This is a genomic window from Actinomyces sp., assembly GCF_030530635.1.
GTDB lineage: Bacteria > Actinomycetota > Actinomycetes > Actinomycetales > Actinomycetaceae > Actinomyces.
Map to the genome: position 1 here is coordinate 58,951 of NZ_JAUMUL010000006.1, position 19,849 is coordinate 78,799.

The following is a 19,849-nucleotide window of genomic DNA, read 5'->3' on the forward strand; positions in this document are numbered from 1 at the left end:
TCCACCCATGCTCCTCAACCGCATAGACCTGCGCGAGACCGACCTGTCCGCCCGTGAATTGGCTGCGGTCCTGCCGCGCGCCGACCAGGACGTCGCCGCGGCCCTGGAGGCCGTCTCCGGAACCATCGCCGACGTGCGGGACCGCGGCGCCGCGGCACTGCGCGATGCCGCCGAGCGATTCGACCGCGTGCGCCCACGCCACCTGCTTGTGCCCGCCGCCGCCCTGCGGGAGGCGCTCGAGCGGCTGGCCCCCGAGGTCCGCGAGGCACTGGAGCTGTCCATCGCCCACAACCGTGCCGGGCACACCGCCCAACTGCCCGCCGAACGCGAAACCGAGATCATCCCCGGGGGCCACGTCATCCAGCGCTGGATCCCCGTGCGCCGCGTCGGCCTGTATGCACCCGGCGGCCTGGCCGTATACCCCAGCTCCGTGGTGATGAACGCCGTTGCCGCACAGGTGGCCGGCGTGGAGCAGATCGCCCTGGCCTCCCCGCCGCAGGCGGAGTTCGACGGCCTGCCGCACCCCACCGTACTGGCGGCCTGCGCCCTGCTTGGCATAACCGAGGTCTACGCGGTCGGCGGCGCCCAGGCCATCGCCATGTTCGCCTACGGTGCCGATGCCGCCGACGACGTCGACCGCGCCGACTCCCTGGCCACAGGCGGTGACGGGCGCACCCTGTGCGAGCCGGTGGATGTTGTGGCCGGACCAGGAAACGTGTATGTCGCCGCCGCCAAACGCGCCGTACGCGGCGTCGTCGGTATCGACGCCGAGGCCGGGCCAACGGAGATCGCCATCATCGCCGATGCGGACGCCAACCCCGAGTATGTAGCCGCAGACCTGCTTTCGCAGGCCGAACACGACCCCAACGCCGGCTCCGTGCTCATCACCGACTCCCCACAGCTGGCCGATGCCGTGGATGCTGCATTGATACGGCGTCTGGAGGCCACCCGTCACCGTGAGCGCGCCCGTAAGGCGCTGACTGGGGCTCAGTCTGCGATCGTGCTGGTGCGTGACCTTGAGCAGGCCGTGTCGGTGGCCGAGGCCTACGCTGCCGAGCACTTGGAGATCCAGACCGTCGATGCCGCCGCGATTGCGCGTCGCATTCACAACGCCGGCGCCATTTTTGTGGGTCCCTACTCACCCGTGCCGTTGGGCGACTACCTGGCCGGCTCCAACCACGTACTGCCCACCGGTGGTACGGCCCGTTTCGCGGCCGGGCTGAACGTGATGGCCTACCTCAAACCCGTCCAGCTGATCGACTACGACGCCGACGCACTGGCAGCCATGACCGCGCCGTTGACGGTACTGGCCGAATCCGAGGATCTGCCGGCCCACGGTGAGGCCGTACGTGCCCGACTGAACTAAATCAGGAGACGCTAAACAGGTTCTCGCCTGGCACATTCGAGAGTGCATTCAACTAGCAGGTTAGAACGAATTGTATCGGATGTGATCAATGTCAATGTTGTCAGAATGTGTTCGTGAAAGTATCTGCGCTTGATTGGTGCTACACTACGTTTCACATGCATCGCGCGGCACGGCTGATGCCCTGTGGCTCCGCCGCGGTCGTCAGCTGTGTGTGCCCTGATTCCCTGCCACTGACGGGTTGTCATGTTCTATCCGCTGTTCTCAGTCGAGTTCCTGCCCGCGAATAGTAGCTGCGGGCTCCATTGCGGCCTGGCCGCTCTCGCCCGGGTCCTGCTGGACCTCGCCGGATTCGGTTTTCTACTGATCGCGCTGGTGTTCGCGATCCTCAACGCCTACGGTGTCGTGAGTGGCATGGTGGTCCGCCGCCGATCGGCGCGGCGGGTCCGGGCCGGCACGCCCATCGACGTTGTGGCGCAGCAGCCCTCGGAGCACGCATCTGGAACCGTGGCGGTATGAACCTCATGGCCTACTACGGACACGACGGGGATCTCTCGGGTCTCGCGGCCTGCCTCGACCTGGTCGGCTCGACGGCGGCCCTGGTCATGGTGGCGGTGGCGCTGACCTACCTGCTCGCCCTTGCCTGCGCGGCGTACACGCTGGCCGGGCGGCGAAACCGCGGCAGGGGCCGCAGCCTACAGCCGCATACGCCCATGACCGGGCCCATGCAGATCGTCATACTCATGCCGTGCCTCAACGAGGAGGCGGTGATCGGCCCCTCCGTCGAGCGGCTCCTGGCCGAACCCGACCCGGGGCTGTTCATCCTCGTGATCGACGACGGATCGGACGACGCCACCAGCGAGATCGTTCGCGCTATTGGGGACCCACGAGTGGGACTGCTGCGCCGAGAACCGCCCAATGCCCGCAAGGGTAAGGGCGAGGCTCTGAACCATGCCGTCGGGATCGTCCGCAGACGCTATCGGGATGCGGATCCCGAGCGCGTCATCGTCGGCGTGGTTGATGCCGACGGACACCTGGATCCCTCCGCGTGGAGTATCGTGCGGCGGGCGTTTCGCGCAGATGCCGTGGGCGCGGTTCAACTCGGTGTGCGCATTTCGAACCGTCACGACTCCCTATTGGCGAGGATGCAGGACATTGAATTCGTGACCTTCACATCGATCTTCCAGCAGGCGCGCCGTCGCCTCGGGAGCGTCGGCATGGGCGGCAATGCCCAGTTCGTGCGCCTGGCCGCCCTGGACGCCTTGGGGAACGATCCGTGGACCCGTTCCCTGACCGAGGACTTCGACCTGGGTATTCGTCTGAACGCCACGCGCTGGGCTAACGAGTACCGGGGTGAGGCGGCGGTGCATCAGGAGGGCGTGACCTCCCTACGCAGACTGGTGCGTCAACGTACCCGGTGGTTCCAGGGCAATCTGCAGGCCCGCGGTCTGTTGGGTTTCATTGCGCAGCGCTTGCGCGGCAGCGCCCGCGCCGACACCCTCTGGCAGGTGCTCAGCCCCTATCTGCTCATCGTGGGCTCGTTGCTGACCGTGTCCTTTGCGCTGATGCTGTGCCTGTGCCTGGACAACGTGCTGCACGGGGTCCCGCAGTCATGGTCGTGGGTGCCCGTGGCGTATCTACTTGCCTTCGGCCCCTCATACCTCTATGCATTCGTGTACTGGCGCTATGTGCGTAAGGAGGGAACCGGTCCGCTTCGCTGCATCGCGTGGTGTCATGTCTTCGTCGCGTACGGCCTGTTGTCAGGCGTCTATGGATGGCGGGCACTGGTTCGGGAGATGCTCGGCCGTTCCGGTTGGGCCAAGACCGCCCGCGAGGCCGCGCGAGCCCCGGGAGCACTTCTGCCCGGCGCTTCCCTCGGTGAGGGACGCCCATGAGGCTCAAGTCGGACATGATCGGCAGATGCAGGCAATTCCTGCGACAGCGGGCGGTGAAGCTGCCCGCGGCCCTGTTGACGGTCACTGTCGTAGCCGTACTGACGGCGGTCACCTGCGTTGGGGGAGAGGGAAAGGGCATGAACTGCTCCGATTGGCGGCTCGTATTCGACGGCTACGGGGCGGCCTCGTGCAATTCCCAAACGGTCACGCTCAGCCCCGCAGTGGCGACCCGTGCCGATGAGACCCATGCGGGTCTGGCCACGTCGGAGACGGTTACCGTGGAAGCGGGACGGGTCACCGTCTGCCGGGCAACCCTCCTGACCCGTAAACAGCTTCGGCGCGGCGGTGCCCCCAACCCCTGGGAAGTGGCGTGGCTGTTGTGGAGCTACCAGGACAACGACCACTTCTACGCACTCGTACTCAAGCCCAACGGATGGGAGGTATCCAAGCAGAATCCCGCCTACCCCGGAAAACAGCAGTTCCTCGCATCAGGCGCCACCCCTGACTTCGCCGTGGGACGCACCTATCAGGTGACGGTCAGGGTGGACACGACCGCCTCCGGCGAAGTGGTCACCGACATCGCCGTGGACGGTGAGGACCTGGTGACGATCTCCGACACCGACGCCCCCTACAGCTTCGGCCCGGTAGCCGCCTACACCGAAGATGCGGCCATCGAAGTCACCGTCAGCCCGGTCATACCTTGACACCGGGACCATCGCCCCCATCCGCCCTGAACCTTTTTAGGAGAAACATGACCGGCCATGCCGCCCCCGATCTCGCAACCGGTGCGCCCCGGCGCGTCATGCTCGTATACGGCACCCGCCCCGAGGCCATAAAGATGGCTCCGCTCGTGCGCGCCCTGCAACGCGACGAGCGCTTCGAACCGGTCGTGGTTGTGACCGGCCAACACCGCGAAATGCTCGATCAGGTCAACGAGTTCTTCGACATCATCCCGGACACCGATCTCGACATCCACCGGCCCGGTCAAACCCTCACCCAGGTCACCGTGGGCACCCTCGAAGGAGTCGAACGCGCCATCGTGCAATACCGGCCGGACCTACTGGTCGCTCAGGGCGACACCACTTCGGCCTTCGCCGCAGGACTGGCCGGCTTCTATCAGCGGGTGCCGGTAGTCCACGTCGAGGCCGGCCTGCGTACGGGCTCCATCGCCTCCCCCTACCCGGAGGAGGCCAACAGGCGCCTGCTGGCGCAGGTAACGGTCCTGCACCTGTGTCCGACCGCCCTGGCTCGCGACAACCTGCTGCGGGAGAACACCGACCCGGGCGCCGTGGTCGTGACCGGCAACACGGTCATCGATGCGCTGCTGGAGGCCGTTGAACGGCCGGTGCCGTTCAGCGACCCCGCGCTTGCCCGGGCCACCGCCGATCCCGGCAGGCGCATCGTCCTGGTCACCGCGCATCGGCGTGAGTCCTGGGGCGGACCCATGCAGGGAATCGGGCGGGCGCTCGCCCGCATCGCCCGCGGCCACCCCGATGACGTGATCGTCCTGCCCACCCACCGCAACCCGCGAGTGCGCTCGGCTCTGCTGCCACAGGTGGAGGGCCTGGACAACGTCGTCGTCACCGAGCCGCTCCAGTACGGACAGTTCTGCACACTCATGAACCGCTCCCACCTGGTGCTGACGGACTCCGGCGGTGTGCAGGAGGAGGCGCCCGCGCTGTCCAAACCGGTCCTCGTCATGCGTGAGAACACCGAGCGCCCCGAGGCCATCGACTTCGGTGTGGCCAAACTGGTCGGCACCGAGGAACAGACCATCTTCGGCTCCGTAGACCGTCTGCTGAATGACGCCACCGCCTACGCCGAGATGGCGGCTGCGGTGAACCCCTACGGCGATGGCCGGGCCTGTGCTCGCATCGTCGCCGCCATGGCGGCGCTGACCGGCGTCGGTCGGCGCCTGGCCGATTTCAAACCCGACCGTTCCGTACCCGACCCACAGGAGAACTGAATGAAACGCCTGTCCCTGAAGCGCCGCCGCCATGCTCCGCTGGGCATCCTGCTGGCCACGGCCGCCCTGGTGCTGCAAATCGGATCCGCGCCGCTCACCCCCGCGGCGGCGGAGACCGCTGTGCCGGTCGCCGCGGCCCAGCCCATTGACGCCACCCAGGAGGCGCCGGTCCAGGCGCCGCCGGAGCCGGAGGCGGCCGCAAAGCAGATTCTTCCGCTCGAAGCCGCGGGCGTCGTCGACGGTGCGGAACTGGCACGACCGGTGGAGGTCGCCGCGCAGCCGCAGGTACGCGAACTGCCTGCGGACGTAGCCGTGCCGGCCTCGGCCCGCACCTTCTCCACCGAGCAGGCGGGCCCGGCCCGGACTCTCGTCCTGTTCGACTCGACGGGCGCCTACGCGCATTTGGGCGAGTACTACGCCCTGGGCATGGGGATGCTGGCCTCACATTCGGGCACGGTGACCGCCATGCCGGTGACGGACTATGTCGCGGGACTGGCCGGCTCCTTCACCGCGGTCATCTACTCCGGTTCCACCTATGACGAGCCGCTGCCACAGGCCTTCCTCGACGACGTGCTCACCGGCGACGTGCCCGTCCTGTGGTCCGGGTTCAACATCTGGCAGCTCACGGCCAAGGCCGAGGACCGCGCCGCTTTCGTCACCCGCTACGGATGGGACGCCGCCGACTCCTACATCGACTCCACCGACAGGGTCACCTCGGTGACCTACAACGGGCAGTCCCTGAGCCGCAACGCCCTGAATACCGGAGGCATCACCGCCCCCCACATCATCAGGGCGCAGGACGTCACCGTCCTGGGAACGGCACAGTGCACCGATACCGCCGGCGCCGCCGTCGACTGCGCCCCGGTCGCCCAGTCGGCCGGCAGCTCATTCCCCTGGGCGGTTAAGTCCGCGAACCTCACCTACATCGGTGAGGTAGCGCTGTCCTACATCTCCGAGACGGACCGCTACCTGGCGGCCGCAGACATTGTGCTCGACACCCTCCAGCCCGGGGCGACGACCTCGCGACAGGCGGCCGTGCGCATTGAGGACGTCAGCCCCGCCACCACGGGCGCCGAGCTGCGCACGATCGTCGACTACCTGGTCGGGGCCGCGGTCCCATTCCAGATCGCCGTGGTGCCGGTGTACACCGATCCGAGCGGCGTTTACAACGCCGGTGCTTCCGAGACTCTGACTCTGGCGGACAATCCGGAGTTGGTCGAGGTGTTGCGCCATGCGGTGGCCAACGGCGGTACCCTGATCCAGCACGGCACCCGGCATCAGTTCTCCACCCTGAGTAACCCGTACAACGCAGTCAGCACGGACGACTTCGAGTTCATTCGCTCCTGGTGCACCGAGACCAATGACAATACGGCACCGGCGGTTGCCTGCGCCAACGACTCATGGGTACAGATCGGCGGACAGCTTCCCGGCACCGACGCCGCCTGGGCCACCCGGGAGGTGCTCGAGGGGCGGGCCGTCTTCACCCAGGTGGGCCTGCCGGAGCCGACGGTGTTCGAAACTCCCCACTACGCGGCCACGGCCGCCGCCTACCACGGCATCAACCAGGTCTACCAGGTGCGATACGAGCGCGAACTCTTACACGCGGGCCTGCTCACCGGTCGTGACGGAGGGGACTTCGACTACTACGGGCAGTTCTTCCCCTACTCCGTGAACGACCCTTACGGCACGCACGTGCTGCCCGAGAACCTGGGCAACGTGGAACTGGAGTCCTATAACCAGCACCCGCCGCGCCTGCCTGCGGATATTGTGGCAGCGGCGCACGCGAATCTGGTGGTCACTCACGCGACCGCGAGTTTCTTCTTCCACCCCTACTACGACGTCTCGCTGCTGCGGGAGGTCGTCGAGGGCATCAGGGCGGAGGGGTACACCTTCGTGACCGCCACCGAGTTGAGCTGAGCGCCGAGCTGAGAGGACGCCGATGCAAACCGTACGAGGCCAAGTCGACGGGTCCCCCGAGGAACGCCGCCCACCCGTCCCGGGGGAGCCAACGCGGTCCGCATCCGTGTCGCGGCGCCGAGGGCTGGGCCTGCTGGTGGCCGGGACAGCCGCCTTGACGGCGGCGGCGACTGTCGCGCTACGGCTGCAGACCGGCGTTCGGGCCGCCGCCTCCCCGGCCGTGGCAGGAGGCGGCGGGCGGGTACTGCTCGACGTCGCCGGCCCCGACGGGAAACTCCTGGACCTCCAGGCTCTGGTCAACCGACAGGTCAACGGGGCGCGCGCGGACACTCGTGACGATGCCCTGCTGGACTCCGCCACCCTCGAACTGATCGAGTTGGCGCCCCTGCAGACGCATACCGAGTCCACCGCGGCCCTGGAACTGCCCGCGTCCGGCTCGGTCTGCCTGACCCTGTCATGGCCGACGAGCCACGGCTACTCGGCCATTTTCGCGGACCTGCCCGGACCGGGGCGCCATGCCCTGGCCGAACTCGCCGCACGCAGTCTGCATAAGGCGCAGGTGGAGATTCAGACTCAACTGCGGTCGGCCGCCGCGAGCGACGCTGCGAACATCGACGCTCTGCGCAACCGGACGGCACAGGCCCTGAAGCACTGTGAGGCGGCGGCGACTCCCGTGGAGCGCGCTGCCCGGGCCAACTCGGCCCTGGAGGCGGCGACTGCGGCACAACTAGCTCAAGACGAGGCTGCCGCCCGGCTCGGACCCGACGACGCAATGCTGGGGGTGACCTTCACCGCCGTGCCCCAGCCGGGCAAGGCGGAGCAGGCCGTCGCCAGACTGACCGCAGCCGGACGTCAGTCGCTGGTGCGGATCGTGGTCGGCGACACGGGTGATTCCGAGGAGATGGCGGGCTGGCGCAGATGTACAGCCGAGCTCCACGGCGCGGGAGCCCAGATCATGGTGCAGGTGGGCGACTCACAGACGCTCACCGATTTCGACAAGCATTCCTGGGGACGGCGGATCGCGGGTCTAATCGCCGCCTTCCCCGACGCCGACGCCTGGGAGATCGGTAACGAGCTCGCAGGGGAGTGGACCGGCCCGGAAGCCGTGGAGCGGACCCTGGAAGCGGCCCGAGCGCTGGCCGCCGCCCCGGCAACGGCCTCCGCGCCCCGGGTGCTCACCTTGTACTACCAGCTCGGCCAGGGGCGAGCGGCCGAGTCCGTCATGTCTTGGGCCGCCACCAACCTGAAGGGTGAGTTGGACGAACTTACTGACATAGTCGGGCTTTCCGTCTATCCGCAGTGGCATCCCTTGGGCGCCGGCGCCCGGCGCGTGCTGAGGGCCTTGGAACGCGTCGCCGGAGACAGGCCCACGGCGCTCACCGAACTGGGATACGGCGCCCCCGACCTGGACGATGGGCCCTGGTGGTTCGGCTCCGCCGACGATACCGGGGCGGGCCGTGAGGCAGTTGCCCGACATCTGACTGCCGTCGCCCTCGGCCAGCGGCGTGCCTGGGCTGCACCGCTGTGGTGGTACTACCTTCAGGATGAGGGACTAGCCGCCTCCGACTCGGCGGCGCAGACGGGCGGATCCGGGACAGTATCCCAGGATTTGGTGGCGGCGGCGCGTGTCGATGACGCCTAGCCGGCCTGCATGGGTGCAGCGGACGGTGCGGGCCCGGAGGGTAAGGTGGTGAGGCGTGGATCAGCGCTGCGCCAGCACGAGGGGATGCACCTGCGCCGCCCCGGACCGGCGCAGCAGCATGGCAGCCACGGTTAGCGTCCAGCCGGTGTCGGTCCAGTCGTCCACCAGTACGACGTGGGAACCCTTCAGGCGTGCCAGCGCCCGCGGGGACCACTCATCCAGCGTCAGGCGACGGGCGACGTCTGCCAGTCGGAAGGCGGAGCCGACGTCGTGTCTGCCGGGCGTGCCGCCACTCGCCACCACGCCCAGTGGCACGGCCCCCAGGTGATGGCTAAGCGCCCGCCCCAGGTGACGCAGAAGTCGCGGGCGTGTACGCGAGTCGACAATGGCCACCCCCAGCTGGTTCGGGGCCGCCGTGACGTCGTCGTTCCCGGATGCCGAGTGCAGTTCGTTGCCCAGCCGGCCGGCCACTTCCAGCACCGGAGCGCGCAGAGGCGGCGGCACCTCGCCGTCCGTGTCGGAATCGAACAAGTCACGCAGCGCACCGGAGACCCCCAACCCGTCCAGGCGTCCGACCGCGAGCCCGGGCTTGTGCCTATCCTCCTCAGCGATGAGGCCTCTGAACTCGGGCAGTCCCAAGCGGTCCATGCCGGTGGGCCAGCGTTTACGAGGCTCGATCGTGACTCCCACGCGGGCCAGTGCCCGGCGGACGCCGGCGATCTCCGTCTCGCCCGGTGCCGCAGGCAGCTGCAGGCCACCACACAGGTCACAGGCCCCACACCTCCAGCCGTCGCGCAATTCCGGGTCGTCCAGCACCCGCCGCAGGAAGGCCATGCGGCAGTCGGGTGCGGACAGGGACTCATAGCGCACCATCAAGTCCTGCTCGTCCAGCCGTGCCCGCTCCACGCGCGCGTACCGCGGTGCGTCGTACGCCCAGGGGCACCCGGTCGCCTCCCAGCCGCCGCGCACGCGCCGTACCACGCCGTCGACGTCAAGGACCTTGAGCATGGACTCCAGACGGGTCCGGCGCAGCGGCACCACGGTCTCCAGCGCATTCGTGCTCAGCGGCCCGGTTCCGGCCGTGCTGGCCTCCTCCAATGCGGCCAACGCCGCGCGCACCGCCGCCTCGGGCGGGAAGCCCTGGGTGCCGAACCATTCCCAGATGGCACGGTCCTCGGCCCCAGGCAGGAGGATCACCTCGGCGCGGTCGACCCCGCGCCCCGCGCGACCCACCTGCTGGTAGTAGGCCACCGGCGTGCTCGGGGCCCCCACATGCACCACGAAGGCCAGATCCGGCTTGTCGAAGCCCATGCCCAGCGCGCTGGTGGCCACCAGCGCCTTGACCCGGTTGGTCTTCAGGCTCTCCTCCAGGAGCTCCCGCTCCGCGGCATCCGTGCGGCCGGTGTAGGCGGCCACCTCCAGGCCCCCTTCACGCAGCTGCTCGGCTACCTCCCCGGCCGCGGAAACGGTCAGGCAGTAAACGATTCCGGATCCGGGAGTGGCTCGCAGGTAGTCGGTGAGCCAGGCCAGGCGCGCGGCGGCATCCGGCAGGCGCCGCACCCCCAGGTGCAGGGAGGCGCGTTCGAGCGTTCCTCGCAGCACCAGTACGTCGGCGGAGTCGGTGGCGGCATCCGCGGCCGGAGCAACGGCCCGACCCGCCGGCTGCGCCCCTCGTGATCCGAGCTGTTCGGCGACGTCGGCGGTGACCCGGGTATTCGCCGTCGCCGTGGTGGCCAGCACCGGAGTACTCGGCGGCAGCTGTGCCAGCAGGGTGCGAATGCGCCGGTAGTCAGGGCGGAAGTCATGGCCCCAGTCGGAGATGCAGTGCGCCTCATCGACAACCACCAGGGCGGCGTCCGCGGCCAGGCGGGGCAGGACCTCATCCCGGAACACGGGGTTGTTGAGCCGCTCGGGGGACACCAGCAGCACATCCGCCTCGCCCAGCCGCACCTGCGCCTCAATCACAGGCCATTGCGGGGCATTGACCGAGTTCATGGTCAGGGCGTTGATACCGGCTCGGCGGGCGGAGTCAACCTGGTCGCGCATGAGCGCCAGCAGCGGGGACACGATCACCGTCGCACCGGCTCCGGCACGCCGCCCGGGGGCGGGGATGGGCAGGCCGGGCCGCCAGGAGCCCCAGCCCTCCCGCAGCAGCACGGTTGCCACGAAGTACACAGCGGATTTGCCCCAGCCGGTCCGCTGCACCACCAGCGCCCGCCGCCGCTGCACCACCAATGCCTCAATAGCGCGCCACTGATCCGCATGCAGCCGGGCATCCGCCCGGCCGACCAGCTCACGCAGCACCGCCTCGGCGCGCTCGCGGATGGGGACGTGAGCCGCCGGCCCGGAAGCGGCCGGGCCGGAATCCGGTTCGGCGGGTTTGCGGGGCGAGACGGGCAGGTGCATGGTGGCCACGCTAACCCGTACCGCGTTCGTGGTGGCCCACCGGCCCAGTCGGTGGCCCGCATGTCCCGCCGGTGACGGCACGGACAGGCCATCGGCGTAGACGGACGGCGGAATCTTGGTATGGTGTGCGTGCACCATCCAGAGCGGCTGAGAGACCTGGCTCGTCGACGCCGCAGCAACCACGCCGTCGGCGGTGTCCGGCGGTGCGGTGCTCCCGCCAGGACCGATGGAAGGACCTGAAATGGCCACGTCAATCCGCACCACCCATGTAGGCTCCCTGCCCCGTACCGAGGCACTGTTAGAGGCCAACGCAGCCCATGCGGCCGGCACGCTCGACGACGCCGCACTGGCGTCGGTCGTCAACGAGCAGACCGATGCCGTCGTCGCCCGGCAGGCCGAGACCGGTTTAACGGTCGTCAACGACGGCGAATACGGTCACGCCATGACCGAGAAGGTCGACTACGGCGCCTGGTGGTCCTACTCCTTCAGCCGCTTCAGCGGCCTGGAGTTGCTCGAGCAGCTGCCTGAGCGCAAGCCCACCCCCGCCGGCAAGCTTGAGCTTGACGCCATGACCGATCGTCGCGACTGGGTCGCCTTCGCCGATGCCTACGCCGACCCCACCTCCGGCATCCACCTGGCCACGCGCAAGCCCTGGGTGTTCCCGGTGGTCACCGGCGAGATCCGCTACACCGGGCAGGAAGTCGTCGCCCGTGACATAGCCGCCCTCACCCATGGGCTGGAGCGGGCGGGCAAGCCGCTGAGCGAGGGCTTCGTGGCCTCCGTCAGCCCGGCCTCAGCCGCCCGCGTCGGAAACTACTACTACGAGGACGACGAGGCCGCCGTGTGGGCCTGGGCCGAAGCTCTGCGTGAGGAGTACCGGGCCATCACCGACGCCGGGCTCACGGTCCAGATCGACGCGCCCGATCTGGCCGAGTCCTGGGATCAGTTCATCACCGAGCCGTCCCTGGAGGACTACCGCCGCTTCTCGGCGGTGCGTATTGAGGCCCTAAACCATGCCCTGGAGGGCATCGACCCCGCCCAGGTGCGCTACCACGTGTGCTGGGGGTCCTGGCACGGGCCGCACTCCACCGATCTGGGCTTCGACAAGATCGTCGACCTGGCCCTGTCCGTGAACGCCAGCGGCCTGAGCTTCGAGGCCGCCAATGTGCGCCACGAGCACGAGTGGAAGATCTGGCAGGACACCCCCCTGCCCGACGGCAAGTACCTGATCCCCGGCGTGGTCTCCCACGCCACCAATGTGCTGGAGCACCCCGAACTGGTTGCCGACCGCATCGAGCGCTTCGCCCGGCTGGTGGGACCTGAGCGCGTGGTCGCCTCCACCGACTGCGGCTTGGGTGGGCGCGTGCATGCCCAGATCGCCTGGTCCAAGCTCGCCTCGCTGACCGAGGGGGCCCGGCTGGCCTCCGCACGTTTCTGAAGCCTTCCCCCGGCGGCCGCACCCTAGCGTGCGGCCGCCGGGGGTACACATAGTTGCGGTGTCCGTGCCCGTAATGGACTTCAGCCGTGAGTTGCGCTCCGTGGCCGTCTGATCGATCTGCCGGTGGTCTCCACCGCGGTACTCGGTGATGCGCTCAACCATCTTGACGCGGGGGGAGTTCATGATCCCCCCACCTGAGCCGGATGCGGTCGTGACACACAGGCGACTTGGGTGATACCGCGTAGACTTTCGCCCCGTGACCTCTCTTCCGCTGCGGCCCGATCTGCAGGGCAGCCAACCGTACGGCGCGCCCGAGTTGGATGTGCCGGTGCGCCTCAACGTCAACGAGAACCCCTATCCGCCCAGTTCCGCCGTCGTGGCTGACATCGCCGCCGCGGCCGGCAGGGCCGCGACAGGCCTGAACCGGTACCCGGAGCGAGACTTCCCCGTGCTGCGGGCCGCCCTGGCCGACTACCTGGCCGCCGAGTCCGGCGTGAAGCTGGACTGGCAGCAGATCTGGGCCGCCAACGGCTCCAACGAGGTCATGGCGCATGTGCTGCAGGCCTTCGGCGGGCCGGGACGCAGCTGCCTCTCCTTCACCCCCACCTACTCCATGTACCCCGAGTACGCCCGCAACACCTTTACTCGCTACCTCACCGGTGTCAGGCGGGAGGACTTCACCTTGGACGTCGGCGCCGTCGCCTCGGCCATTGAGCGCGAGCACCCCGCCGTGGTCATACTGGCCAGCCCGAACAACCCCACCGGAACCGCCCTGCCGTTGGACGACGTCGCCGCAATCCTGGAGGCGGCCCGCGGGCGTGGTCCCAGTGAAACCGGTGTCGGTGCGGGCAGGACGGACTGCGTGGTGGTGATTGACGAGGCCTATGCGGAGTTCCGCCGACCGGGCACCCCCAGCGCACTGGAGCTGCTGGAGGCTACCGCTGCCGACGGCGCGGCCCGCTACCCGCATTTGGCAGTCACCCGCACCATGAGCAAGGCATTCGGCATGGCCGGGCTGCGGCTCGGCTACCTGGCTGCCTGCCGCGAAATGATTGACATGCTGCGCATCGTGCGCCTGCCCTATCACCTGTCCGCCGTCTCCCAGGCGGTGGGCCTGGCAGCCCTGGACCACCGTCAAGAGCTGATGAGCCAGGTCGCCTCCCTGCGCGACGAGCGCGACGGCCTGGTGACATGGCTGCGCAACAACGGCTGGACCGCCCACGACTCCGACGCCAACTTCGTCCTGTTCGGTCCCTTCGCCGACCGTGAGGCGGTGTGGCAGGGACTGCTGGAGCGGGGCGTCCTCATTCGCGTTGTCGGTCCGGACGGGTATCTTCGGGTATGCGTCGGTACGCCGCAGGAGATGGAACGCTTCCGTGATGCGCTCGTGGGCGTGACCAGGGGGAGCGATGCGAAGGAGAGCAACACATGAACCGCACGGCCCGCATTGAACGCACCACCAGCGAGTCCTCCGTCGTGGTCGCACTCGACCTGGACGGGACCGGACGCACCGACATCTCCACCACGGTGCCCTTCTACGACCACATGCTCACCGCCCTGGGCAGGCATTCGCTGATCGACCTGACGGTACGCGCCAGTGGAGACACCGACATCGACGTCCACCACACGGTGGAGGACACTGCTATCTGCATCGGTGAGGCCCTGAAGACCGCGCTGGGCGACAAGCGCGGCATCAGACGATTCGGTGACGCGCTCGTGCCCCTGGACGAGGCCCTCGCGCAGGCCGTCGTCGACATCTCCGGCCGCCCCTACCTGGTGCACGACGGGGAGTCCGAGGCCTTCGTGCACCACCTCATCGGGGGGCATTTCACCGGATCTATGGTTCGCCACTGCCTGGAGGCGATCGCCTACCACGCCGGCATCTGCCTGCACGTGCGCGTGATCTCCGGGCGTGACCCCCACCATATCGCTGAGGCCGAGTTCAAGGCTCTGGCCCGCGCCCTGCGCGCGGCCGTTGAACCGGACCCGCGTGTCGACGACATCCCCTCTACTAAGGGGGCTTTGTGATGCATGACGACCACAACGTCAGCCCGGGCGGCCGACGCGATGAGGACCCGGACCTCGATGCCGAGTTCGCCGCCATTGTGGAAGGGCTCGAACTGCCTGTGCAACCGGATGTTGACGGTGAGTCGGTCGCGGGCGGACCCGACGCGCCCACCGAGCAGGACGGTCCCGTTTCACCCAGGGACGTGCCCCACAACGTTTACGGAGAACGCGGCGGCGCAGACTCCAAAGGCGAGGAGCGCCTGACCCCCGAACAACTCGCTGAACTTGAAGCCTTTACGTCTGCACTCGGCTCCGACTCGGGGACTGCCGGCGGTCCGAGGGCCGTGAAGATCGCCCTAGTGCTCACCCCTTTGGCCAGTGCTGAGGCGCTGGCCGCGCTGTGCGCCGCCAGTGGCCTGGAGTGCACGGTGGTGCCCACCGCCTCAGGAGCGGTTGCCGTGAAGGAGTTCGTGTCCGCGCACGCCGAGTGGGATATCGCCGAGTTGCTCGGTGGTGCCGATACCGAGCCCGCCGAGGCGGCCGAACTGGCGGGGGTCCTGTCTCGCCTGAGCCGCGCCGGCGTGGTGCTCGTGACCGCGGATCTGGCCACCGACGCCGGCGTCGAGTCCGGACTGTCGGGCACCATCACCGTCCGTCACTATCGCAACGGTGCGGCCGGGGAGGAGATCAGCCCCGGGGTACTGCTACCCGACTTGGATGAGAGCATTGAGGACATCCTGTTCGGGGCCACCCGGGTGCAGGACGTGCCGGGTGCGATTAGAACCACTGAGGTAAAGCCCGGGCGGATCATGCGCTGGCTGGGTCGTGGCATGCGGCCGCGCGGCAGCGGCGGTGGCAGTGAAGCCGACTGACAACACGGTAGCTGACGCCGATGGCGTTATCAGTACCGCGCGTGGGTAGGGTGTGATCGTGAGGCAACCACACGTCGTCGTCCTGGCCTACGGAAGTGGCAATGTGCGCTCGGCCGTGCGCGCCCTGGAGCGTGTCGGCGCGATCGTCGAGTTGACTGCGGACCCGGCCGCCGTAGAGGCCGCCGCCGGGCTCGTCGTCCCCGGGGTTGGCGCCTTCGCGGCGGTAATGGAGCAGCTGCGCGCCGTCGATGCACCCCGACTCATCGACCGCAGGCTTGCCGGGGGCAGGCCGGTGCTGGGAATCTGCGTGGGTATGCAGGTCATGTTCGAAGCCTCGACCGAGCATGCCGAGGGCACTGAGGATGAGTCGGTGCCCGGCCTGGCCCAGTGGCCCGGCACCGTCTCCCGCCTCCAGGCCGAGATCGTCCCCCACATGGGCTGGAGCCAGGTACGTCCTCCGGCCGACACCGTCCTGTTCGACGGGCTGGGTGGCACCCACGGCTCCGAGCGCTTCTACTTCGTGCACTCATACGCAGCCAAGACCGATCCCGCCGAGTTGCTCGGCCCGGGACGGACCCGCCCGCCCCATTCGACCTGGGCCACGCACGGGGAGGACTTCGTGGCCGCCGTCGAGAACGGTGCCCTGAGCGCAACCCAGTTCCACCCCGAGAAGTCAGGTGACGCCGGAGCGCAGCTGCTGCGCAACTGGCTGACTACCCTCTGATCCCTCCGCCGTGCACCGAAGTGCGCCGCGAACTCAATTCAAGGAGACGCCCATGCTCACTCTTCTACCGGCCGTCGACGTCGCCTACGGCAAGGCCGTCCGCCTGCTACGAGGCGAAGCCGGAAGTGAAACCGACTACGGCAGTCCCATTGATGCCGCCCGGGACTGGGTGGCGGCCGGCGCCGCCTGGATTCATCTAGTGGATCTGGACGCGGCCTTCGGACGCGGCAGCAACGCCCCACTGCTCGCGCGCATCGTCGGCGAGGTGGACGTGAAGGTAGAGCTCTCCGGAGGCATACGCGACGACGCTTCGCTGGAGCGTGCCCTGGCCGCCGGGGCCGCCCGCGTCAACCTGGGCACGGCCGCACTGGAGGACCCGGCCTGGACTGAACGCGTGATCGCCGAACACGGCGACAAGATCGCCGTCGGCCTGGATGTGCGCGGGACCACCTTGGCCGCCCGTGGTTGGACCAAGGAGGGCGGGGACCTGTGGGAGACCCTGGAGCGGCTGGACGCCGCCGGATGTGCCCGCTACGTCGTCACCGACGTCACCAAGGACGGCACCCTCATGGGACCCAATATCGAGCTGCTGCGCGAGGTCTGTGAGCGCACCGCCGCTCCTGTGGTCGCCTCCGGTGGCATCGCCCACCTGGACGACCTGCGTGCCCTGGCGCGCCTGGAGGGATACGGGCTGGAGGGAGCGATCGTCGGAAAGGCCCTGTACAACGGTAACTTCACCCTCCAGGAGGCGTTAACCCTCTGCGGTGACGAGAGCCGACCTACTCAGGAGCGGTAACTCATGTCCCAGACTCCCCACACCCCGGACCTGCCCGCAGCCGGTGCGGCCTCGCCCCTGCCCGAAGACCTGCAGGTGGCCGCCGCGATGGCCGCCCGCGACCGGCTGGAGCGGCTGCTGGCCGCCCCCACACCCTTCGCCGCAGACGACGGCTCCGCAGATCCCGCCGTGGCGGCCGCTCTGGATGAGCAGGGCCTGCCGCGGCACGAATATCTGGACCGGCTGCTCGCTGCATTGACGGCCAGCCGTCTGATCGTGCCGGTGGCCGCGCACGCCGTCGGCGGACCCACGCGTATCCGTCTGGGTGAGAACACTCTCGCTGTTCCCGCGCACGAACCGCATACGGCTGACGCAGCCGAGGACGCAGTGGATCTGGCAGTCCGGCTCGACGACGGTCACCTGGCGCTGCCGGTATTCACCTCCGCTGCTGCCGTCTCCGCTTGGCGCGCGGACGTGCGTCCCGTACCGGTCACGCCGCAGCGAGCAGCCCAGGTCGCTTGCCTGAGTACCGATCAGTTGTGGGTGCTGGATCCGGGCACCCGCGACCTGCGCCTGCCGCGTCCCGCGGTGGTGGCTCTGGCCGGAGGAGAGGAGTGGATCCCCTCGTGGCGCAACGAGCCGGTGCAGGCGGAGGTGGCCTCCCAGCTCGGCAGCGTCGAGGGTGTTACCGGGGTGGCCTTCGCCCCGGGGGAGACTGCCGAGTTGCGCGTGTTCATCCGCGTGGACGCCTCGTCGGGCACGCCCGCCGTTGCAGCCGCGCTGGAGCAGTGCCAGTACGTAATGGTCAATCCCGCCTGGGGCGAGTTCATCGACACCGTGGAGTTGTGCCCGGTGCCCGCCTGACGGCGAACTCCCAGGGCTCCTATGGGCACCGTCACGTTCCAGCAGTGGCTCGTGTGTGACGTGGTGTGGGAAGAAGCTGCTAGACTCCAGCATCAACCGGCCGGAGTCATACCTCCGGCACGCAAGCGGAGTAATCCCACCTGGGTCCCTCAAAGGGGCCGGGTCATGCGGGGAGTGATCCTCGCGGCCGTGCTCTTATGAGCACATGAGGGGCCTTCGTGCGCGTATGCGGCGAAGGCCTTCTTCGTTGCGACGGTAACCACTGACAAGAGTGAGGAACAGTCATCAGCGAGCCCCGTATCAACGAACGGATCCGCGTCCCCGAGGTGCGGCTGGTCGGCCCCAGCGGTGAGCAGGTCGGCATCGTCCGGGTAGAGGACGCCCTCCGCCTGGCCGAAGAGGCCGGCCTGGACCTCGTAGAGGTCGCCCCTGACGCACGCCCCCCGGTGTGCCGACTCATGGACTACGGCAAGTTCAAGTACGAGTCGGCCATGAAGGCACGTGACGCTCGACGCAACCAGGCAAACACTCAGCTCAAGGAAATCCAGTTCCGTCCCAAGATTGACGAGCACGACTATGCCACCAAGATGGGGCACGTCGAGCGCTTCCTCAAGGGTGGGGACAAGGTCAAATGCATCGTCCGCTTCCGTGGCCGCGAGCAGTCCCGTCCAGAGCTGGGCATCCGACTGCTGCAGCGCGTGGCCGAGCAGGTCTCCGAGCTGGGCAATATCGAATCCCACCCCCGCCAGGACGGCCGGAACATGGTCATGGTCCTGGCTCCCACCCGTAAGAAGGCGGAGGTCAAGTCCGACCAGCGTCGCCGTCGCGAGGCCGCACGTGCCAGCCGCCGAGCTGAGAAGCAGGCCGCCAGGGCGGCCCGTGAGGCCAAAGCGGAGGCGAAGGCGGCTCAGGCCCCCGACGCCGAGGGTGAGTGAACTCGCCCGCCCAGTGGCTCGTCGAAGGCGGGCGTAACAGACCCAGCCTCGTCATCCGACGAGGTTCGCAGCCCCCGGCCCATCCGGCGTCGGGGACCGAGAAGAGGAAATAAACATGCCGAAGAACAAGACGCACTCCGGTGCCAAGAAGCGCTTCCGGGTCACCGGTAGCGGCAAGCTCATGCGGGAGCGGGCCGGCAAGCGCCACCTGCTGGAGGTCAAGTCCTCTCGCCGCAAGCGCAGGCTGTCCCAGGACCAGGTCGTCGCCCCGGCCGACACCCGCCAGGTCAAGAGGCTGCTCGGTCGCTGATCGGCCCACAACACAACAAGGAGTCATCACATGGCACGTGTGAAGCGGGCTGTTAACGCCCAGAAGAAGCGTCGTACCGTCCTCGACCGGGCCTCCGGCTACCGTGGGCAGCGCTCCCGCCTGTACCGCAAGGCGAAGGAGCAGGTCACTCACTCCGGCGTGTATGCCTTCCGTGACCGCCGGGCGCGCAAGGGCGACTTCCGTCGCCTGTGGATCCAGCGCATTAACGCCGCGGCCCGCGCCGAGGGCATGACCTATAACCGGTTCATGCAGGGCCTGGGCCTGGCCGGCGTGGAGGTTGACCGCCGCATGCTCGCCGAGCTGGCCGTCAACGAGCCCGCCGCCTTCAAGACGCTGGTTGAGACCGCCCGTAAGGCTCTGCCCGCGGACGTCAACGCTCCCAAGGCCTGAGCCAGTCGGCGCCCGACACCGTCGGACGCGGCCGTTCGCCACGCGCGGCCGCGAGGCTTGAGACGGCTCCTCACCCATGAACCCGCCGAGCGGCGGGGCACGGTGAGGGGCCGTCTCGTTGTTCCCGGTAATCTGGCTCTTCGCGTTTGGGGTGTGGTGGTGCGGGCCCGCGGGTGGTCGTGTTAGGTGCGTTGTTCGGTGTGCACCGGGCCGGCGGGTGGTCGTGCTCGGGACGAGGAGGTCGTACTCGGGCGTCCGGGCAGTGACGTCGTGGGGCCTGCGCGGACGTTCTGAGGCTGACGAGGACTTGTGGCCGGCGGGGAC

17 protein-coding genes, 1 pseudogene and 1 riboswitch are annotated in these 19,849 nt (G+C 68.5%); of the genes and pseudogenes, 17 read left to right on the forward strand and 1 reads right to left on the reverse strand.

From position 1 onward, the window contains the following. The first annotated feature begins 7 nt into the window (after positions 1–7). From hisD to Q4A20_RS03085, 7 genes are all read left to right on the forward strand, one after another. Positions 8–1,366, forward strand: coding sequence for a histidinol dehydrogenase (gene hisD / locus Q4A20_RS03055; RefSeq protein WP_303120150.1), 1,359 nt, complete (start codon positions 8–10; stop codon positions 1,364–1,366). Between the two features lie 243 nt (positions 1,367–1,609). Next, complete coding sequence (locus Q4A20_RS03060) at positions 1,610–1,882, forward strand: hypothetical protein (RefSeq protein WP_303120152.1); 273 nt, start codon at positions 1,610–1,612, stop codon at positions 1,880–1,882. Continuing rightward, a complete protein-coding gene (locus Q4A20_RS03065) occupies positions 1,879–3,258 on the forward strand; it encodes a glycosyltransferase family 2 protein (RefSeq protein WP_303120153.1) in 1,380 nt (459 codons plus the stop codon). The genes Q4A20_RS03060 and Q4A20_RS03065 overlap by 4 nt, the downstream gene beginning before the upstream one ends. Beyond that, positions 3,255–3,962: a hypothetical protein gene (locus Q4A20_RS03070; protein WP_303120156.1), complete on the forward strand. Its 708-nt coding sequence runs from the start codon at positions 3,255–3,257 to the stop codon at positions 3,960–3,962. Before Q4A20_RS03065 ends, Q4A20_RS03070 begins: the two co-directional genes overlap by 4 nt. Positions 3,963–4,009: 47 nt before the next feature. Further along, entirely contained in the window at positions 4,010–5,224 is a 1,215-nt protein-coding gene (wecB, locus tag Q4A20_RS03075; protein WP_303120157.1) for a non-hydrolyzing UDP-N-acetylglucosamine 2-epimerase, read from the forward strand. Continuing rightward, positions 5,225–7,141: a DUF2334 domain-containing protein gene (locus Q4A20_RS03080; protein WP_303120159.1), complete on the forward strand. Its 1,917-nt coding sequence runs from the start codon at positions 5,225–5,227 to the stop codon at positions 7,139–7,141. Between the two features lie 106 nt (positions 7,142–7,247). Then, entirely contained in the window at positions 7,248–8,783 is a 1,536-nt protein-coding gene (locus tag Q4A20_RS03085) for a Tat pathway signal sequence (RefSeq protein ID WP_303120160.1), read from the forward strand. A 60-nt stretch (positions 8,784–8,843) separates the two neighbouring features. On the opposite strand, the gene Q4A20_RS03090 is transcribed toward Q4A20_RS03085, so the two are convergent. Beyond that, positions 8,844–11,189, reverse strand: a complete 2,346-nt coding sequence (locus Q4A20_RS03090) for a RecQ family ATP-dependent DNA helicase (RefSeq protein ID WP_303120161.1) — start codon at positions 11,187–11,189, stop codon at positions 8,844–8,846. 131 nt (positions 11,190–11,320) lie between these two features. Continuing rightward, a riboswitch (SAM riboswitch) is annotated at positions 11,321–11,422 on the forward strand. Positions 11,423–11,430: 8 nt separating this feature from the next. On the opposite strand from Q4A20_RS03090, the gene Q4A20_RS03095 reads away from it, so the two are divergent. From Q4A20_RS03095 to rplT, 10 genes and pseudogenes are all read left to right on the forward strand, one after another. Further along, positions 11,431–12,627, forward strand: coding sequence for a cobalamin-independent methionine synthase II family protein (locus tag Q4A20_RS03095; RefSeq protein WP_303120164.1), 1,197 nt, complete (start codon positions 11,431–11,433; stop codon positions 12,625–12,627). A gap of 256 nt (positions 12,628–12,883) precedes the next feature. Next, the gene (locus Q4A20_RS03100) at positions 12,884–14,059 is read left to right on the forward strand and encodes a histidinol-phosphate transaminase (protein ID WP_303120167.1); all 1,176 of its coding nucleotides are present in this window, start codon (positions 12,884–12,886) and stop codon (positions 14,057–14,059) included. Continuing rightward, positions 14,056–14,655 (forward strand): imidazoleglycerol-phosphate dehydratase HisB, encoded by a 600-nt coding sequence (gene hisB, locus Q4A20_RS03105; protein ID WP_303120170.1) that lies wholly within the window; start codon positions 14,056–14,058, stop codon positions 14,653–14,655. Before Q4A20_RS03100 ends, hisB begins: the two co-directional genes overlap by 4 nt. Beyond that, positions 14,655–15,506, forward strand: coding sequence for a hypothetical protein (locus Q4A20_RS03110; RefSeq protein WP_303120173.1), 852 nt, complete (start codon positions 14,655–14,657; stop codon positions 15,504–15,506). The genes hisB and Q4A20_RS03110 overlap by 1 nt, the downstream gene beginning before the upstream one ends. Before the next feature lie 58 nt (positions 15,507–15,564). Next, positions 15,565–16,230 carry an imidazole glycerol phosphate synthase subunit HisH gene (gene hisH / locus Q4A20_RS03115; RefSeq protein ID WP_303120176.1) on the forward strand — a complete coding sequence of 222 codons (666 nt, stop codon included), beginning with the start codon at positions 15,565–15,567 and terminating at the stop codon, positions 16,228–16,230. A 52-nt stretch (positions 16,231–16,282) separates the two neighbouring features. Beyond that, positions 16,283–17,026: a bifunctional 1-(5-phosphoribosyl)-5-((5-phosphoribosylamino)methylideneamino)imidazole-4-carboxamide isomerase/phosphoribosylanthranilate isomerase PriA gene (gene priA, locus Q4A20_RS03120; protein WP_303120178.1), complete on the forward strand. Its 744-nt coding sequence runs from the start codon at positions 16,283–16,285 to the stop codon at positions 17,024–17,026. Positions 17,027–17,113: 87 nt separating this feature from the next. Further along, positions 17,114–17,869 (forward strand): SseB family protein, encoded by a 756-nt coding sequence (locus tag Q4A20_RS03125; protein WP_303120200.1) that lies wholly within the window; start codon positions 17,114–17,116, stop codon positions 17,867–17,869. A 284-nt stretch (positions 17,870–18,153) separates the two neighbouring features. Beyond that, positions 18,154–18,663: pseudogene (infC, locus tag Q4A20_RS03130) on the forward strand (translation initiation factor IF-3); the annotation flags it as partial. A gap of 256 nt (positions 18,664–18,919) precedes the next feature. Continuing rightward, positions 18,920–19,114: a 50S ribosomal protein L35 gene (gene rpmI / locus Q4A20_RS03135; RefSeq protein WP_303120180.1), complete on the forward strand. Its 195-nt coding sequence runs from the start codon at positions 18,920–18,922 to the stop codon at positions 19,112–19,114. A 30-nt stretch (positions 19,115–19,144) separates the two neighbouring features. Beyond that, positions 19,145–19,525 (forward strand): 50S ribosomal protein L20, encoded by a 381-nt coding sequence (rplT, locus tag Q4A20_RS03140; protein ID WP_303120182.1) that lies wholly within the window; start codon positions 19,145–19,147, stop codon positions 19,523–19,525. Positions 19,526–19,849 lie beyond the last annotated feature (324 nt).

Coding starts and splice junctions, on each gene's coding strand:
- hisD (WP_303120150.1), top strand. CDS start 8: ATGCTCCTCAACCGCATAGACCTGCGCGAGACCGACCTGTCCGCCCGT.
- Q4A20_RS03060 (WP_303120152.1), top strand. CDS start 1,610: ATGTTCTATCCGCTGTTCTCAGTCGAGTTCCTGCCCGCGAATAGTAGC.
- Q4A20_RS03065 (WP_303120153.1), top strand. CDS start 1,879: ATGAACCTCATGGCCTACTACGGACACGACGGGGATCTCTCGGGTCTC.
- Q4A20_RS03070 (WP_303120156.1), top strand. CDS start 3,255: ATGAGGCTCAAGTCGGACATGATCGGCAGATGCAGGCAATTCCTGCGA.
- wecB (WP_303120157.1), top strand. CDS start 4,010: ATGACCGGCCATGCCGCCCCCGATCTCGCAACCGGTGCGCCCCGGCGC.
- Q4A20_RS03080 (WP_303120159.1), top strand. CDS start 5,225: ATGAAACGCCTGTCCCTGAAGCGCCGCCGCCATGCTCCGCTGGGCATC.
- Q4A20_RS03090 (WP_303120161.1), bottom strand. CDS start 11,189: ATGCACCTGCCCGTCTCGCCCCGCAAACCCGCCGAACCGGATTCCGGC.
- Q4A20_RS03095 (WP_303120164.1), top strand. CDS start 11,431: ATGGCCACGTCAATCCGCACCACCCATGTAGGCTCCCTGCCCCGTACC.
- hisB (WP_303120170.1), top strand. CDS start 14,056: ATGAACCGCACGGCCCGCATTGAACGCACCACCAGCGAGTCCTCCGTC.
- Q4A20_RS03110 (WP_303120173.1), top strand. CDS start 14,655: ATGCATGACGACCACAACGTCAGCCCGGGCGGCCGACGCGATGAGGAC.
- priA (WP_303120178.1), top strand. CDS start 16,283: ATGCTCACTCTTCTACCGGCCGTCGACGTCGCCTACGGCAAGGCCGTC.
- Q4A20_RS03125 (WP_303120200.1), top strand. CDS start 17,114: ATGGCCGCCCGCGACCGGCTGGAGCGGCTGCTGGCCGCCCCCACACCC.
- rpmI (WP_303120180.1), top strand. CDS start 18,920: ATGCCGAAGAACAAGACGCACTCCGGTGCCAAGAAGCGCTTCCGGGTC.
- rplT (WP_303120182.1), top strand. CDS start 19,145: ATGGCACGTGTGAAGCGGGCTGTTAACGCCCAGAAGAAGCGTCGTACC.